This is a genomic window from uncultured Streptomyces sp. (assembly GCF_947488945.1).
GTDB lineage: Bacteria > Actinomycetota > Actinomycetes > Streptomycetales > Streptomycetaceae > Streptomyces.
Genome location: NZ_CANLBS010000001.1, coordinates 197,065 through 213,479, shown reverse-complemented (window position 1 = coordinate 213,479; position 16,415 = coordinate 197,065). Strand labels below are relative to the sequence as shown.

Below are 16,415 nucleotides of genomic sequence, written 5' to 3'. Positions count from 1 at the left end.
CGTCACCTACGGATGTAGCAGGCATCCGTCCATAACTGCTGAGAACCTGTCAAACATTGGTGAATGCACCCACCCTTGGGGTGTCCGGGTTGATCCGTTCGCGTGCGCCGCGCGCCCTCTTCCGCACTCCCCTGTGCGCTCCCCGTGATCTCTGGCGTGGCCGGTAACGATGCCTTTCAGCTGGCTTGAACGGGCGTGCCCATGTTCCGTGCCGCTTGGCCCTTCTGTTCGATCGGCAGGCGAGGGGGCGGCGGTCCGACCGACCGGAGGAACGTGTCTTCGTGAAGGCGGGGTGCAGGAGCGGTGCGGGTCGGGCGATGGACGCGTGCCGGGGTCCGCGCTGCGGCGAGGATCGGGCCGGGTGCGCGCCCCGTCCGCCCCCGGCCGGCCGGCGCGACGAATGCGTCCCACGCCCCGGCGGCCCGTCCGCGACGGGTTCCCGCACGGTCCGCGGAAGACGGGAAAGCGGCACGCCAGGACGCCTATGCTCGCGGGATGGAGCAGAGCGAAGTCCTGAAGCGAGTGATCGGCATCCTCACGGAGGCCGGCGAGATCCAGCGCCTCCTCGAAGAGGATGTGGAGCGTGACGACGTCGAGTTGGAGTCCAGCGTCGTCACCGCCCTGCTGAACGAGACCATGCCGCGCATCGCCATCCCCGGGGACGCCACCGTCGAGGAGATGGCGACCGTCGTCGGCCGCGAGGTGGGCGGGGCGGTGGAGCAGCTCGTCGGGGCGTTCACGCTCGCCTTCACCATGCTGGCCCGCGTGCACGACTCCGGGCAGACGGACGTGACCTCCACGGACGTGCTCCGCGACCTGGCCCTGCAGGCCGAGGGCGGCGCGGGCAACGGCCGCGGCGAAGGCGACGACGGAGCCACCGAGCTGTAGCGGGCACGCCCCGTCGCGCGCACCGCCGTACCGGTCCCGAAATCCGGTGCGGAGGTGGCGCGGCGTCGCGCATCCTGGACGCCATGAACGTGCCGCAGTACGAGATCCGGGCCGGGTACACCGACTCCACCGTCACCGTCTACCAGGCCTACCCGCCGCGACTGGGCCTGCCCGCCGCGCGCGACGGCCGCTTCCCCGGCGACTGGAAGCGGAAGCGGATGACCTGGATCAAGCCCAGCTTCCTGTGGATGATGTATCGCTGCGGATGGGGCACCAAGACGGACCAGGAGACGGTGCTGGCGATCGAGATCACCCGCGAGGGGTTCGAGAGCGCGCTGGCCGACGCCGAACTCTCCCATTACGCCAGGGACGTCCACCCCGACGAGGCCGCCTGGCGCCGCCGCCTGCGCCGGGCCGGCGCCCGCGTCCAGTGGGACCCCGAACGCGACCTGCACCTGCGGCCGTTGCCGCACCGCTCGCTCCAGCTCGGGCTGGGCGGCGACCTGCCGCGCCGCTACGCCGACGAATGGACGGTCTCCGTCCGGGACGTCACCCCGCTGGCCCGCGAGATCCACGGCCACGTGCTGGCCGGCCGGACCGACGAGGCGGCGGCCCTGCTGCCCGCGGAGAAGCCCTACCCGGAGAACGGGCAGCGTCCGGTGCCCCGCCCCTCCCGGACGGCCTCGCCGCGGTCCGACGGTGCGTCGGCGGACGTACCGCGTCCGCAGTAGGACGGCCCCGCGGCGTACCCCTGCGGGAGGCCGGGCGGGTCCGACCTACGGCCCCTTCGGCCACGACGGGCTCCGATTAGGGTCGTGACATGGAGACTCCTCTTTCACGACGGCGCCGTTGGCCCCGCGCACGCGGCCGTTGGGCGGCGGGGATCGCCGCCCTCGTCGTGCTCGCCGGGGCCGGCGCCTGGAGCGCCGCCGCCGACGACCGGGCGCCGCGCGTGCACCGCGAGGACCGGGCGATCCGGACGGACGGCGTGTCCGTCGACACCTCGTACTTCACCACCGGCGGCGACCGGCGGCGTCCCGCCGTCCTCATCGGGCACGGTTTCGGCGGCAGCAAGGACGACGTCCGGGCCCAGGCCGAACGGCTCGCGGCCGACGGATACGCGGTGCTGACCTGGTCGGCGCGCGGCTTCGGCGCCACCGAAGGGCCGATCGGACTCAACGCGCCCGACGGGGAGGTCGCGGACGTCTCCGGTCTCCTCGACTGGCTGGCGAAGCGGCCCGAGGTGCGTCTGGACGCACCGGGCGACCCGCGGGTCGGGATCACCGGAGCCTCCTACGGCGGCGCAGTCTCGCTGCTCGCCGCCGGGCACGACGACCGGGTCGACGCCGTCGCCCCGCTCATCACCTACTGGGACCTCGCGGACGCCCTCTTCCCGGACGGCGTCTTCAAGAAGCTCTGGGCGGGCATCTTCGTCACCAGCGGCGGCGGCTGCGAGAAGTTCGAGAAACGGATCTGCGCGATGTACGAACGGGTCGCCGCGAGCGGCGTCCCGGACGAGGACGCGCGCAAGATGCTCACCGAGCGCTCGCCCGTCGCGGTCGGCGACCGCATCGACGTCCCCACCCTGATCGTCCAGGGTCAGTCGGACTCGCTCTTCCCGCTCGACCAGGCCGACGCCATGGCCCGGACCATCGAGGCCAACGGCGCGCCCGTCGCGGTCGACTGGATCGCCGGCGGCCACGACGGCGGCGACGCGGAGAGCGACCGCGTTCAGGACCGGATCGGCGACTGGTTCGACCGCTACCTCCAGGACGACGAGAGCGCCGGCACCGGACCCGCCTTCCGTGTCACCCGCACCGGAGGCGTCGACTCCACCGACGGCGCGGCGCTGAAGCGCGGGGCGAGCGGCGACCGCTACCCCGGTCTGCGGGGCGGCGTCCGGGAGTTCCCGCTCACCGTGAAGCGCGACGGCGGCACCGGCACGGAGCCGGGAGGTGGTACCGGCACGGACACCGGGGAGGCCCCCGGCACCGGCGACGCGCCCGGAACCGGTGACACACCCGGCACCGGTGACGCGCCGGGCGCGGGCGGCCCGGACGCGGGTGCGAAGGCCGCGGCCGGGGCCGCCACCGAGACGTTCCGGAACCCCGCGGGCGCGGCGCCGCCCGCCATCTCCGCCGTCCCCGGCGTCGGCGGCGGCCTCTCCCAGCTCTCCTCCCTCGGCGTCAGCCTCTCCATGGACTTCGCCGGACAGCACGCCGCCTACGAGACCGCCCCGCTGAAGACCGCGCTGCGGATCACCGGCACACCGACGGTGCGGGTGACCGTCACCGCCGACCACGGCGACGCCGTCCTCTTCGGCAAGGTCTACGACGTCGCCGCCGACGGCAGCCGCACCGTGCTGCCCTCGCAACTCGTCACAGCGCACCGCATCACCCCCGCGCAGCAGGGCGAGCCCGTCGAACTGACGCTGCCCGCCGTCGACCACGAGGTGGACGCCGGGCACCGGCTGCGCCTGGTGCTGTCCGCGACGGACCTCGGCTACGCCTCGCCCGCCGAACCCGCCACCTACACGGTCACCCCCGCCGGTCCGCTGGCGGTGCCGACCGCCGCCGCCGTCACGACCGCTGCCGCCGGGTTCCCCTGGTGGACCTGGGGACTGCCGCTCATCGCCCTCGCGGTCGCCGCCGTACTGCTGCTCACCGCCCGCCGCCGCACCGCGACCCCCGCGCCCGACCCGGCGCTCGCCGGCGTACCGCTGCAGATCACCGGGCTGTCCAAGCGGTACGCCAAGTCCGCCGACCGGTACGCGGTGAAGGACCTGTCGTTCCGCGTCGAGGCCGGGCAGGTCCTCGGTCTGCTCGGGCCCAACGGGGCCGGCAAGACCACCACCCTGCGCATGCTCATGGGACTCATCGCCCCCGACGAGGGCGAGATCCGCGTCTTCGGGCAGGCCGTCAGGCCCGGTGCCCCGGTGCTCTCCCGCGTCGGCGCGTTCGTCGAGGGGGCGGGCTTCCTGCCGCACCTGTCGGGCCGCGCCAACCTGGACCTGTACTGGCAGGCCACCGGACGCCCCGCCGAGGACGCCCGCGTCGAAGAGGCGCTGGAGATCGCCGGTCTCGGCGACGCTCTGGCCCGCGCGGTGCGGACCTACTCGCAGGGCATGCGGCAGCGGCTCGCCATCGCGCAGGCGATGCTCGGCATGCCGGACCTGCTGATCCTGGACGAACCCACCAACGGCCTGGACCCGCCCCAGATCCGCGAGATGCGGGACGTCATGATCCGTTACGCGGCCGGCGGCCGCACCGTGATCGTCTCCAGCCACCTGCTCTCCGAGGTCGAGCAGTCCTGCACCCACCTCGTCGTCATGGACCGGGGCCGCCTGGTGCAGGCGGGTCCGGTCGCCGAGATCACCGGCTCCGGCGACATGGTGCTGGTCACCACCGCCGAGGACGTCACCGCGTCCCTGGCGGAGAAGGTCGCGGGCCTGCCCGGCATCGCGTCCGCGGCCCGCACCGAGGACGGCCGGGGCCTGCTGGTCCGCCTCGACGGCGCCACCGCCTCCGGGCTGATCGCCGAACTCGTCCGGCTCGACGTCCCCCTGACCGGGGTCGGGCCGCACCGCCGCCTGGAGGACGCGTTCCTCACCCTGATCTCCGGAGGCTCCGCATGAGTGACGTCCTCACCCCGCTCGCCGCCCCGGAGACGGCGGCCGCACCCGGCTACCGGGCGGGCCGCACCCTGCCGCTGCGGGTGGAGGCGATGCGCCAGCTCCGCCGCCGCCGCACGCTGCTGATGGGCGGCATCCTCGCCGCGCTGCCGTTCATCCTGATCGTCGCGTTCGCTGTCGGCGGCGGCCCCGACTCCCGGCCCGGCGCGGGCGAACGCATTACCCTGATGGACACCGCCACCGCGTCCGCCGCCAACTTCGCCGCCACCAGCCTCTTCGTCTCGGCCGGCTTCCTGCTGGTCGTGCCCGTCGCGCTGTTCTGCGGCGACACCGTGGCCTCCGAGGCGAGCTGGTCCTCGCTCCGCTATCTGCTGGCCGCCCCGGTGCCCCGCACCCGGCTGCTCTGGAGCAAGCTGGTCGTCGCCCTCGGCTTCAGCCTCGCCGCCATGGTGCTGCTGCCGGTGGTGGCCCTCGGAGCCGGCGCCGTCGCCTACGGCTGGGGTCCGCTCCAGCTCCCCACCGGCGGCGAACTCGCCACCGGGGACACGCTGCCGCGCCTCGCGCTGGTGGTCGCCTTCATCTTCGTCTCCCAACTGGTCACCGCGGGACTGGCGTTCTGGCTCTCCACCAGGACCGACGCCCCGCTCGGAGCGGTCGGCGGCGCGGTGGGCCTGACCATCGTCGGCAACGTCCTGGACGCGGTGACCGCCCTCGGGTCCTGGCGCGAGTTCCTGCCCGCGCACTGGCAGTTCGCCTGGGCCGACGCCATCCAGCCGCAGCTCGAATGGGGCGGCATGCTCAAGGGCGCCTCGATCTCCGTCACGTACGCCCTGATCCTGTTCGCCCTGGCCTTCCGGGGGTTCAGCCGCAAGGACATCGTGTCGTGAACCGCAGGGGCGGGGCCGTGCGCCGCCGTTAGCGCTTCGAGACGAATCCGCAACACGTTCGACCGGTCCGTCCGGGCCCCCCTCGCGTCACAGTCACAGACACCTGGACGAGGGGGGCCCACCATGGGACATCTGGAGAACGGCACCGGTCGCACACGCACGCGACTCCCGCGCGCAGCGTCGGGCGCGGTGGCCGCGGCCGTCTTCGGCGCGCTGCTGCTGACCGGGTGCGGCGGCGGCAGCGGCAGCACCAGCGACACCAGCGAGGCACAGGCGGTGTCCGGCGGCGGGGGCCGCCCCGCACCGGGGCCCGGCGCCACGGCGAACGGCGGGCCCCGGGCGGACGGCGGCTCCCCGGCGGAGGGCGGTTCCCCGGCGGACGGTGACGAAGGTGAGGAGGGCCGGCAGGCCGCCCCCGACTACCGGTCGACGTTCGCCCTGGACGTGGACACCGCCTCCTACGGCTACGCCCGCAGCACCCTGGAGAAGGGCCGGCTGCCGGACCCGGACACCGTGCGGCCGGAGGAGTTCGTCAACAGCTTCCAGCAGGGGTACCGGCGGCCGCAGGGCAACGGGTTCTCCGTCTCCGTCGACGGCGCGAGGTCCGGCGCCGCGGGGGAGGGCTGGTCGCTGCTCCGGGTCGGACTCGCCACCAAGGCGGCCGCCCCGCAGGGCGAACGCCCGCCCGCCGCACTGACGTTCGTCGTCGACATCTCCGGCTCCATGGCGGAGACGGGCCGGCTCGACCTGGTCAAGTCGTCCCTCGCGCACCTCACCGACGAACTCCGTGACGACGACTCGGTCGCCCTCGTCACCTTCAGCGACGAGGCCGAGACGCTCGTCCCGATGACCCGGCTGCGCGGCAACCGGACGAAGCTGCGCGACGCCGTCGAGAGCATGGAGACCACCGACTCCACCAACGTCGCGGCGGGCGTCGAGCGCGGCTACGACGAGGCCGCCGCGGGGCACCGCGAGGGCGCGACCAACCGGGTCGTACTCCTCTCCGACGCGCTCGCCAACTCCGGCGAGACCGACGTCGACGCCATCCTGGAGCGGATCGAAGGAGCCCGCCGCGACTTCGGCATCACCCTCTTCGGGGTGGGTGTCGGCAGCGACTACGGCGACGCGTTCATGGAGAAGCTCACCAACAAGGGCGACGGGAACACCACGTACATCGGCGACGAGACGCAGGCGCGCAAGGTATTCGTCGACCAGCTCCCCGCCCATGTCGCGCTGCGCGCCCGCGACGCCAAGGCGCAGGTCGTCTTCGACCGGAAGAACGTGGCGCAGTTCCGGCTGCTCGGCTACGAGAACCGCAAGGTCGCCGACGAGGACTTCCGCAACGACGCGGTGGACGGCGGCGAGGTCGGCCCCGGACACACGGTGACCGCCCTGTACGCCGTCCGGATGCGGGAGGGCGCGCGGGGCCGTGTCGCCACGGCCACCGTGCGCTGGCTCGACCCGGAGACGCGCACGGCCCACGAGCGGTCCGGCACGGTGGATGCCTCGGACCTGACCGGGGCTCTCTGGAGCGACGCCGACGAGCGCCTGCGGGTCAGCGCGGTCGCGGCCTACTTCGCCCTCCGGCTGCGCGGCGACGACCTGGCCGGCGCCCCGGCCCTGGACGTACTCGCCCGGCACGCACGGGAGCTGGCGGGAAGCACCGAGGACACGGCGGTCGCGAAGCTGGCGACCGCCGTCGAACAGGCCGACGCCCTGCGGGGCGGCGCCCCGGCGCCGGCGGCTGACGCCGGCGCCGAGGGCGAGGTGGACTGACGGGACGGGGAGGCCGCCGCGCGGGCGGGTCCCACCGGCGCGGGTGCGTGAGCTTCCGCGGACGGCCCCGCGCGCGGCCGTCCTGTGACCGCGCCCGCGTACCCGCACGGGCGCGGTCACGGCAGCGCGGTCACAGCAGCGCGGTCACAGCAGGCCGGGTCGCTGCCAGTCGGCGCCGAGGACGTGGTGGTCGAGGAAGTTGAGGAACGTCTCGTACCACAGACGGCTGTGGTGCGGCCGCAGGATCCAGTGGTTCTCGTCCGGGAAGTAGAGGTACTTCGCGGGGACGTGGTGCCGCTGCAGTTCGTGGAAGAGCGCGGCGCCCTGCCCGACCGGCACGCGGTAGTCCTTCGCGCCGTGGATGACCAGCATCGGGGTGCGGATCTTCGCCACGTCCAGGTGCGGCGAGTACGCCTCGTACCGCTCGGGGCGGGTCAGCGGGTCGCCGAAGATCCGCTGCCAGAACCAGGGCGCGTCGGTGTCCCCCTGGAACATCCGCAGGTCCCACGGACCCGCGTGGCTGACGATCGCCTTGAACCGGTCCGTGCTGGTGGCGACCCGGTTCGCCATGTACCCGCCGTACGAGCCGCCGGCGAGCGCCGTACGGGAGGCGTCGACGTCGTCCCGGGCCTCGGTCGCGTCGGTCAGCGCGATCACGTCCGTGTAGGGACGCCCGCCCCACTGCCCCCAGCCGCGACGGTGGTTGATCTGCCCGTAGCCGGTCGACAGGGCGGGGTCCGGCAGCAGCACCGCGTAGCCGCGCGCGGCGAACGGCCACGGGTTCCACCGCCAGGTCCAGCCGTTCCAACTGGACTGCGGTCCGCCGTGGACGGCGACGAGCAGCGGCGCGGGCCGCTCGGCGGACGCGCCCTCGGGCAGGACGAGCCAGCCGCGCAACACGAAACCGTCGTCCCCCTCCGCACGCACCTCGGTGAGCGTGCCGGGCAGGTCCCCGACGCCCCCCGGCGCGGGCAGCCCGGCCGGAGCCTGATCGGCGACGCAGGCGTCGATCCGTACGGCCGTCGGCGGAGAGTCGACCGCGTGGCGCAGGGCGTAGAGCGTCCGCCCGTCGGGGGCCACGGTCAGCGAACCGTACGCGCCCGAAGCGGTGAGACGCGTGACGCCGCCGTCCGGGTCGCGCCGGAAGACGGGGGCGTGCCCCTGCTCGTCGCAGGTGAAGAAGAGCGTGTCGTCCAGCGGCGAACAGGCCGCGCCACCGGGCCAGTTGTCGAAGCCGGGCAGGAGGTCCCGTACCGTGCCGTCGGCCAGATCGATCCGGACGAGGGTCGCGTCATAGGGTTCGTCGTACGTCGGGAACCGCTCCCGGCAGCACACGACGGCCGAGCCGTCGTGGGTGAACCGCGGTGCCTCATAGAGGTGCTCAGGACCGCCGACGACAAGGATCTCCTCGCCGCTCACCGCGTCGGCCACCACCACGGCGGTGCGGTGCTCGTCCGGTACCCGTCCGGGCACGAACCGGGTGTAGGCGACCCGTGTGCCGTCCGGCGACAGCGCCGTGTCCCCCGGGGCCTCCAGGCCGGTCCCCTGCCCCCCGGCGACGACCGGTTCCGCACCGGCGCGGGCGCGGACGAAGGTGTGCGGCTCCGCCGGGCCGAGGTCGTGGTCCCAGGCGCGGGTCGGCCCGGACTCGTACAGGATCGCGGTGACCTTCGCGTCCCGTCGCGCCGCGCGCAGCTCGCCGTGCTCCTTCGCGTCGGCGGCGCCCGGCAGCAGCCCGGCGGTGTGGCACAGCGCGCCGGAGTCCCGGGCGACGGTCACCGAGGTGATCCCGCCGGGGTGCCGCGCCACGACGGAGGCCTCCCCGCGCGGCGGCAGCGCCCACAGCGCGGCGGCACCGTCCGCGTCGCCGTGTGCGTCACCGTCCGCGGCGGCGCGTCCGGACAGGAAGTACAGCGTCCCGTCCGGACCGAACACCGGCCCCGACTCACCCTCGTCGGACCGGCTCAGCCGCAGCGCGTCGCGCTCCCCGGCCGGGTCGATCTCCCACAGACCGGACACGAACCGCGTCCCGTCCCCGGACAGTGACTGCACGGCGGCGACGAGCCGGGTGCCGTCGACGGACAGGGCGAGGGCGTTGACGCGGGGGCGGGCGACGAATGCGGAGAGATCACGGAAGAGGGACGGGCTGGCGGAGGACTCGATCATGCGGGCGATTGTCGCCCGCGTACGACCCGCATGGCCAGGGCGCAGGACGAAGACGCCCGACCGGCCGCGACCCGTCCCGCACGGCTGCACTACACGTTGGGCACCTTGAGTTTCGTCCAGCTCTCCTTGCCGGGGATACCGTCGGCCGCGCTGCCGGTGTACCCGAGCTTCCGCTGCCAGGCGGCGTACGAGGCGCGGTCCGCGTCCGACCAGTTGGGCCCCGGCCCCACCGCGTACCGCCCGCACCCCTCTGCGACCAGCCGCTTGCCCATCGCTGTGACGATGGGGCTGCTGCGGCCCGCGACGAAGAACGCGGTTCCCGGGAACGGTTCGTAGGCCGGCGTCGTCGGCCCCTCGGGGGTGCGGCCGAGCCGTGCCGCGATCCGGGTACGCATCGAGGACATGGTGAATCCGCGCGGGTCCACCTTGCCGGGCTGCCACTCCAGGTGGCCGATCACCGAGCGCTGCGACCAGCCGTGCGCGCGGCAGAGCGCGGCGGCGGCCCGTTCGATCGCGAGGAGTTGCGCGGCGGGCCAGGGGTCCTTGCCGTCACCGAGGTTGATGCACTCGAAGCCGTAGAAGCGGGCATTACCGTCGGTGTTGGCCTCGTTGTCGGCGGGCAGCGTCGCAGCCTCGTCGATCACCGCCCGCAGCACGTCGTCGTCCCCGAGCCCGGCGTGGTTGGCCCGCCCGTGGCCGACGAGGTAGACCGTGCCGTCCTTGGCTATCACGCCGTGGCAGAGCGGGCCGGGCAGCGTGGAGTGCCCGTCGTAGCAGAGGTCCACGGAACTCGCGGTGCCGGAGGTGACGGTGTGATGGATCATCACACCGTTCACCGGACCCCACGCGCCCTTGCTGTTGCGGTTGTGGGTACGCCAGTTCAAGTGCTCGACGACGGTGAGACCTTCGGCGCGCAGGGCTCTGAGCAAGGAATCGGCGGACAGAGGCGTTGCCATCGTGCTGCTCCCTCGATGGTGCGGTGCTGCCGTGCTGTGGTTCTGCGGTGCTGTGGTGCGGCAGCGTGTGAGGCGTCACCGGACGTCTTGCCCCACGGCCCGCTCTCCCGAACCGCCGGCCCCGGGAAACGCGGCGGGCACCACCGTATCGAGCGAACGGCGCGGGCCGTGGGGGATTGCGGAGGACGGGGAGCGCGGGGTGCGGGCCCGGCATGGATGACTGCAGCCTTGACCTCAAGTCCGCTTGATGAACCAAGGTCGAACCATGACGTCGCAGACGGAACAGTTCGACATCGGCACGCTTGTCAGCCGCTTCTTCCGCGCCCTGGACGAGCGGGATTTCCGGGGCGACTGGGCTCTGGGTTACGTCACCGACGATGTGCGGATCGTGACCCCCCTCGGTACGGCCGAGGGGATCGGGGCCATGGACGCCGCACAGGAGAGCGTCGAGAGGTATGCCCGGACGCAGCACATCGCCTCTGACGTGATCGTGGACGTCGCTGCCTCCTCCGAGACGGCGCAAGCGTCGTGGAACGCCTTGATGACTCACGTCCACCATGACGAGACCCTGCAACAGTTCGGCAAGGACGCATCCCCGCTCTTCACCGTGGGCGGACGTTACGAAGCCGAGTTGCAGCGCAGACCCGAGGGCTGGCGCATCAGCCACATGACGGTCCGTGCGATCTGGACGACGGGGCATCCGCCGGTGCTCGCGTAAGCAGCGGAACTGAGTCCCGTGCCGCTTGCCCCAGCCCGGTGAGCTGCGTTTCAAGGGTGAGACGGGGGGTGCTGGGCCGGCTCGACGATCCGGCGCGCTCGGCGAACCACTGTGGAAGGGTGCTGCCTACGCACGGCGGGGGCCCTTCCGGAGCTTCCGCCCGCCGACCGGCCGTCGGCGAGACATGAACTGGTATTCGGCTGGGCCGCCCGTGAGCCCCGGACTTTCCTTGATCACCAGGGGATGGTCCGGGGCTTCGCCGTCCCCACCAAAACCCGCCCTGACCAGCGAAAAGCCCTCCCGATGGGGAGGGCTCTCGGCAGTGCCCCCGGCAGGACTCGAACCTGCGGCCAAGCGCTTAGAAGGCGCCTGCTCTATCCACTGAGCTACGGGGGCCGGGTGGTGGCCTTGGCGGCCCGGGGTCCGGGTGCGCAGGGTCGTCCTGGCCATGCCGGGACAAGGATAGGGCTCCGATCACCTCGACCCGGTTGCTTCACCTGCGTGGCACGATGTGGAGGTTCGGTGAAGCGAACCGATAATCGCAGGTAGGTGCGAATCGCGCACCGCTTTTCGTGCCTCCGGGACCGGGTGTTGTGCACTCGTTATGCCCGTGCCCCGTTCTGTACGTCTTCCTGGGGGCCCAAGTGCCGGTCCGGAGGATGGAACCGCCACGCAAAGGCGTCTATACGCTTCAAAAAGCCTCAAAAATTGGGCATTCTTCGCATGTGGTGACCATGGACGTACGGCCTCAGCTCATCGACGCACTTTCCGCCCTGCGCGACCGTGTCGCCGCCGTGCGTCTTCCGTTGCCCCTGCCGGGGGCCGAACGCTCGTGGCAGACCCGGACCGAACTGCTCGCCCAACTCGACGACTACCTGCTGCCCCGCCTCAAGGATCCCGAAGCGCCCCTGCTCGCCGTCATCGGTGGTTCCACCGGCGCGGGGAAGTCCACGCTGCTCAACTCGATCGTCGGCTGCCGCGTCAGCGAGGCGGGCGTCCTGCGGCCCACCACCCGCACCCCCGTACTCGTGTGCCACCCCGACGACCACCACTGGTTCGCGGGCGTACGCGTGTTGCCGGAGCTCACCCGCGTATGGCTGCCGCCGGGACAGCCCGGGGACGGGGACGGGGACAGGGACAGAGACAGGGACAGAGACAGGGACGGCGGCGATCGGGAGGGCTCCCGGACGCCGGTGCTGCGGGTGGAGACCGCGGTGAGCGTGCCGCGCGGACTGGCCCTGCTCGACGCGCCGGACATCGACTCCCTCGTCGTGGAGAACCGGGTACTGGCCGCCGAACTCATCTGCGCGGCCGACGTATGGATCATGGTCACCACCGCCTCCCGCTACGCCGACGCGGTGCCCTGGCACCTGCTGCGTACCGCCAAGGAGTACGACGCCACCCTGGTCAGCGTGCTCGACCGGGTGCCCCACCAGGTGCTCGCCGAGGTGTCCCGGCAGTACGGGGCGCTGCTCACCCGGGCCGGGCTCGGTGAGGTGCCCCGGTTCACCGTCCCCGAGCTGCCCGAGTCCGCGGGCGGCGGCAGCGGGCTGCTCCCCACCACCGCGGTCGCCCCGCTCCGCGCCTGGCTCGCCCACCGTGCCCAGGACCCCGCCGCCCGCCAGCAGGCCGTGGGCCGCACCGCGACCGGGGTCATCGACTCCCTGAACGTGCGCATGCCGGAACTGGCCGGGGCGGTCGCGGCCCAGTACGCGGCGGCGGTCCGGCTCACCGGCGTGGTCGAGGAGGCCTACGCCAAGGAGGCGGAGCGGACCCGCCGCAGGCTCCAGAACGGCGCGGTGCTGGCGGGCGACGCGCGCACCCGGTGGCGCGGCTACCCGCTCGACAGCTCCGCCGGGGAACTGCTGGAAGCGCTGGTGGACAGCCTGATCGCGCTCATCCAGTGCTCCGTCGCCGCAGCCGACGAGCAGATCCGCACCGCCTGGCGCCGCGACCCGGCCGCCGGGCCGTTCCGCTTCGAGACGGCCGACCGCGAGGCCGGCGGCTGGGGGCCCGCCGAGGACGTCGAGGGCCGGATCGCCGTGGCCGTACGCCGGTGGCGCCGGGTCCTCGAAGAGCTGGCCGAGGAAGAGGTGCGGCAGCTCGAACGCAACGCCGCGCCCGACCCGGAGACTGTGGCCGCCTTGCTGGCGGCCGCGCTGCTCGGCGGACGCAGGGCCCGCAAGGCGGGCGAGCAGCTCGCCGAACGCATCGGCGCCCAGGGTGCGCTGCGCCTGCGGGACAAGGGCGGCGCGCTGCTCGCCGGCTACCTGGACCAGGTGCTGCACGCCGAACGTGACCGGCGGCTCGCCCCGTTGGATGCCCTCGACATCGCCCCCGAGCCGCAGGCCGAACTGATCGCCGCGCTTTCCGTACTGCAGAGGGAGAGGAAGCAGGGATGACCGCCGTCACGGACCAGGACCACGGCCCGCACCACCCCGCCGAACAGGCACGGGCTCCGGAGAACGACCGGACGACGGCGCGGGACGAGGCGGCGGAGTCCGCCTCCGGCCCCGCCGGGGAGGGTGCGCGGACCGTGGACGCGGACGCGCGGTGGGACGACGGGCTCATCGCCCGCCGGGCCGCCGCGGTCCGGCGGGAAGCGTCCGACGAGACGGCCGGTGCCCGGGACGACGGGGGCGCCGACGGGGAGGGACCCGAGGTCGAGGCGTACGTCGTCACCGACGGTCCGCTGCGGCCCCGGCTCGACGCCCTGCGCGAACTCGTCGGCCTCTCCCGCGCCCGGCTGGACCAGGACACGCTCGCGGAGGCAGGCCGCGTCCTCGACGAGGCGGCAGCGCGGCGGCGCCTGTCCTCCCGGCACACCGTGGTCGCGATCGCGGGCGCCACCGGCAGCGGCAAGTCCACCCTCTTCAACACGCTCGCCGGCGCCCAGATCTCCGACACCGGCCTGCGGCGGCCCACCACCTCTCAGCCGATCGCGTGCAGCTGGACCGACGGCGCCGCAGGACTGCTCGACCGGCTGGCGATCCCCGGAAGGCTTCGGCGCAGGCCTCAGCCCGGCGCCACCGAGACGGACGAGTCGCTGCAGGGGCTCGTCCTGGTCGACCTCCCCGACCACGACTCGGCGGCCCCCGGCCACCGGGAACAGGTGGACCGGGTGCTGGCCCTGGTGGACGCGGTGATCTGGGTGGTCGACCCGGAGAAATACGCGGACGCGGCGCTGCACGAGCGCTATCTGCGCCCTCTCGCGGGCCACGCGGAGGTCACCTTCGTGGTCCTCAACCAGATCGACCGGCTTCCCGGCGAGGCCGCCGACCTGGTGCTGGACGATCTGCGCAGACTGCTGGACGAGGACGGTATGGCGCTGGGGGAACACGGCGAGCCCGGCGCCAGTGTGCTGCCCGTGTCCGCCCTCACCGGCGACGGCATCGGTGAACTGCGCGACATGATCGGCAAGTTCGTCTCGGAACGTACCGCGGCCGCCCGTCGGCTCTCCGCGGACGTGGACGCCGCCGCGGCCCGGCTCAAGCCGGTGTACGTGGCCGAAGGCAAGCCGGGACTGGGGGAGCGGGCCCGGGAGGAGTTCGCCGACCGGCTGGCGGAGGCCGTCGGCGCCGCCGCCGTCGGCCAGGCCGCCGAACGGGAGTGGCGCCGCAACGCGGGCCGGGCCTGCGGAACGCCGTGGCTGCGCCTGTGGCGTTGGTACGAGTCGACGCGCCAGCTCGGCGGCCTCGACCGGATGGGGCAGGTCCTGAGCCCGCAGCGCGAGGAGGAGGTGACCGCCCGGCAACGGGTCGAGCAGGCGGTGCGCACCGTGGCGGACGAGGCGTCCGCCGGGCTGCCCGCGCCCTGGGCGCAGGCTGTCCGCGAGGCGGCGGTGAACGGGGCGCGGGGTTTGTCCGAGGCGTTGGACGAACTGGCGGTGAAGGCCGGTACGACCACCGGGCGTGGCCGGAACGCGGGCCGGGCCGTCGCCGCGGTCCAGAAGCCCGGTGAAAACGCTGCGGACGGGAAGTCCGGCAAGGGCGCGGGGGACGGGAAGTCCGGAATGGGCGCGGGGGACGCCGGGCAGGCGTCCGGTACCGCGACGGACACGGGCGGCGGCACCGCGCACGGACGGCGGGCGTCCGGTCCGGTCGGCGGCCCGCGGAGCAAGCCGCCGCGCCCCGCATGGTGGCCGGCCGCCGTGCTGGTGCAGGCGTCGATGACGCTGCTGCAGATCTTCGGTGGCCTGTGGCTGCTCGGCCAGATCGTCGGCGTCCTCGAACCCGGGCTCGTCACGCCCGCCCTGGTCATGCTCGCCGGGGTCGTCGGCGGGCCGCTGGTGGAGTGGTCCTGCGCCGCGGCGGCCCGGGGACCCGCCCGTCGGTACGGACAGGAGGCCGAACGGCGGCTGCGCGAGGCGGCGGCGGGCTGCGGCCGGGCCCGGGTCCTCGACCCGGTCGCCGCGGAACTGGCCCGGTACCGCGAGGTGCGAGAGCGGTACGGCGCGGTCAGCGAACCCGTGAGAGTGACGGAGTTCTCCACAACCGGCCGGTAGTCCACAGGCCGCAGCGGGACTTCCCTCCCGCGTCCAGCATGGGGTCAGCGGTGCGGAGGGCCTTGTGGTCCTCCGCACCGCGTATGCCCAAGGACGGACGCGGGACGGGGAGACAGGCATGAACGAGACCTTGGTGACGCTGGTCGGCAACGCGGCGACGGGCGTGGAATTCCGGGAGACGGAGTCGGGCGGCATGTCCCGCTTCCGGCTGGCGGTGACGCCGCGCCGTTGGGACCGAGCCACACAACTCTGGTCCGACGGGCGCACCAGCTTCTACACGGTGTGGGCGTGGCGCTCGCTCGCCTCGCACCTGGCCGCCTCCGTGTCGGTGGGCGAACCACTGGTCGTCTACGGCAGATTGAAGATCCGGGACGAGGAACGGGACGGCGGGCGGCGGACGTTCGTGGACGTCGAGGCGGTCACGGTGGGGCACGACATGGGCCGGGGCACCTCGGCGTTCCGGCGGTCGGTGCGGGAGGAACCGTCCTTCACCGCGGAGCCGGGCCGGGGCGCGGCGGCGGCAGGTGCAGTTGCTGGTACTGGTGCTGGAGCGGCAGCCTACGGGGCCGGCGCTTCGGACGGTGGCGCGTCGGGTGCCGGACCCCGGACCTGGGGCATGCCCGGCCAGCCATTGAGCGACCAGGCACCGGCGGTCCCACCGTGGCCCGTACAGCCGCACCCCGTACAGCCGTTGCCCACACCTCCGTTGTCCACACGGTCCTCGCAGCCGCAGCCGCAGCCGCAGCCGCAGCCGCAGCCGCAGCCGCAGCCGCAGCCGCAGCCGCAGCCGCAGCCGCAGTCGCCCCAGCCCCGGCCACCCCGGCCCCCGCAGGTTCAGGAAGGGGCCCTCTCCTGGGGTTCCCCGGACGCGTCGCCGCCCTGGCTTCCC

10 protein-coding genes, 1 tRNA gene and 1 pseudogene are annotated in these 16,415 nt (G+C 73.6%); 9 read left to right on the top strand and 3 right to left on the bottom strand.

Going from position 1 to position 16,415, the window contains the following annotated elements; all coding sequences use genetic code 11:
* Window positions 1–495: 495 nt before the first annotated feature.
* The 5 genes from Q0994_RS00850 (at window position 496) to Q0994_RS00830 (ending at window position 7,182) form a co-directional block, all read left to right on the top strand.
* Window positions 496–888 (top strand): hypothetical protein, encoded by a 393-nt coding sequence (locus Q0994_RS00850; protein WP_299527562.1) that lies wholly within the window; start codon window positions 496–498, stop codon window positions 886–888.
* A gap of 83 nt (window positions 889–971) precedes the next feature.
* Window positions 972–1,619 carry a DUF4291 domain-containing protein gene (locus tag Q0994_RS00845; RefSeq protein WP_299527561.1) on the top strand — a complete coding sequence of 216 codons (648 nt, stop codon included), beginning with the start codon at window positions 972–974 and terminating at the stop codon, window positions 1,617–1,619.
* Window positions 1,620–1,708: 89 nt separating this feature from the next.
* Window positions 1,709–4,522, top strand: a complete 2,814-nt coding sequence (locus tag Q0994_RS00840) for an alpha/beta fold hydrolase (RefSeq protein WP_299527558.1) — start codon at window positions 1,709–1,711, stop codon at window positions 4,520–4,522.
* Entirely contained in the window at window positions 4,519–5,406 is an 888-nt protein-coding gene (locus Q0994_RS00835) for an ABC transporter permease (protein WP_299527556.1), read from the top strand. Before Q0994_RS00840 ends, Q0994_RS00835 begins: the two co-directional genes overlap by 4 nt.
* Window positions 5,407–5,529: 123 nt before the next feature.
* Window positions 5,530–7,182 (top strand): von Willebrand factor type A domain-containing protein, encoded by a 1,653-nt coding sequence (locus Q0994_RS00830; protein WP_299527554.1) that lies wholly within the window; start codon window positions 5,530–5,532, stop codon window positions 7,180–7,182.
* A 144-nt stretch (window positions 7,183–7,326) separates the two neighbouring features.
* On the opposite strand, the gene Q0994_RS00825 is transcribed toward Q0994_RS00830, so the two are convergent.
* A complete protein-coding gene (locus Q0994_RS00825) occupies window positions 7,327–9,348 on the bottom strand; it encodes a S9 family peptidase (protein ID WP_299527552.1) in 2,022 nt (673 codons plus the stop codon).
* 89 nt (window positions 9,349–9,437) lie between these two features.
* The gene (locus Q0994_RS00820) at window positions 9,438–10,304 is read right to left on the bottom strand and encodes a peptidoglycan-binding protein (RefSeq protein WP_299527550.1); all 867 of its coding nucleotides are present in this window, start codon (window positions 10,302–10,304) and stop codon (window positions 9,438–9,440) included.
* A 265-nt stretch (window positions 10,305–10,569) separates the two neighbouring features.
* Here Q0994_RS00820 and Q0994_RS00815 point away from each other — a divergent pair, with 265 nt between their 5' ends.
* Entirely contained in the window at window positions 10,570–11,022 is a 453-nt protein-coding gene (locus Q0994_RS00815) for a nuclear transport factor 2 family protein (protein ID WP_299527548.1), read from the top strand.
* Window positions 11,023–11,345: 323 nt separating this feature from the next.
* Here the strand turns inward: Q0994_RS00815 and Q0994_RS00810 are convergent.
* Window positions 11,346–11,418: transfer RNA gene (locus Q0994_RS00810), tRNA-Arg, on the bottom strand.
* Between the two features lie 338 nt (window positions 11,419–11,756).
* Here Q0994_RS00810 and Q0994_RS00805 point away from each other — a divergent pair.
* The 3 genes and pseudogenes from Q0994_RS00805 to Q0994_RS00795 all read left to right on the top strand — a co-directional run.
* A complete protein-coding gene (locus tag Q0994_RS00805) occupies window positions 11,757–13,424 on the top strand; it encodes a GTPase domain-containing protein (RefSeq protein WP_299527546.1) in 1,668 nt (555 codons plus the stop codon).
* Window positions 13,421–15,526, top strand: coding sequence for a GTP-binding protein (locus Q0994_RS00800; RefSeq protein WP_299527543.1), 2,106 nt, complete (start codon window positions 13,421–13,423; stop codon window positions 15,524–15,526). The genes Q0994_RS00805 and Q0994_RS00800 overlap by 4 nt, the downstream gene beginning before the upstream one ends.
* A 118-nt stretch (window positions 15,527–15,644) precedes the next feature.
* Window positions 15,645–16,010: pseudogene (locus Q0994_RS00795) on the top strand (single-stranded DNA-binding protein); the annotation flags it as partial.
* Window positions 16,011–16,415 lie beyond the last annotated feature (405 nt).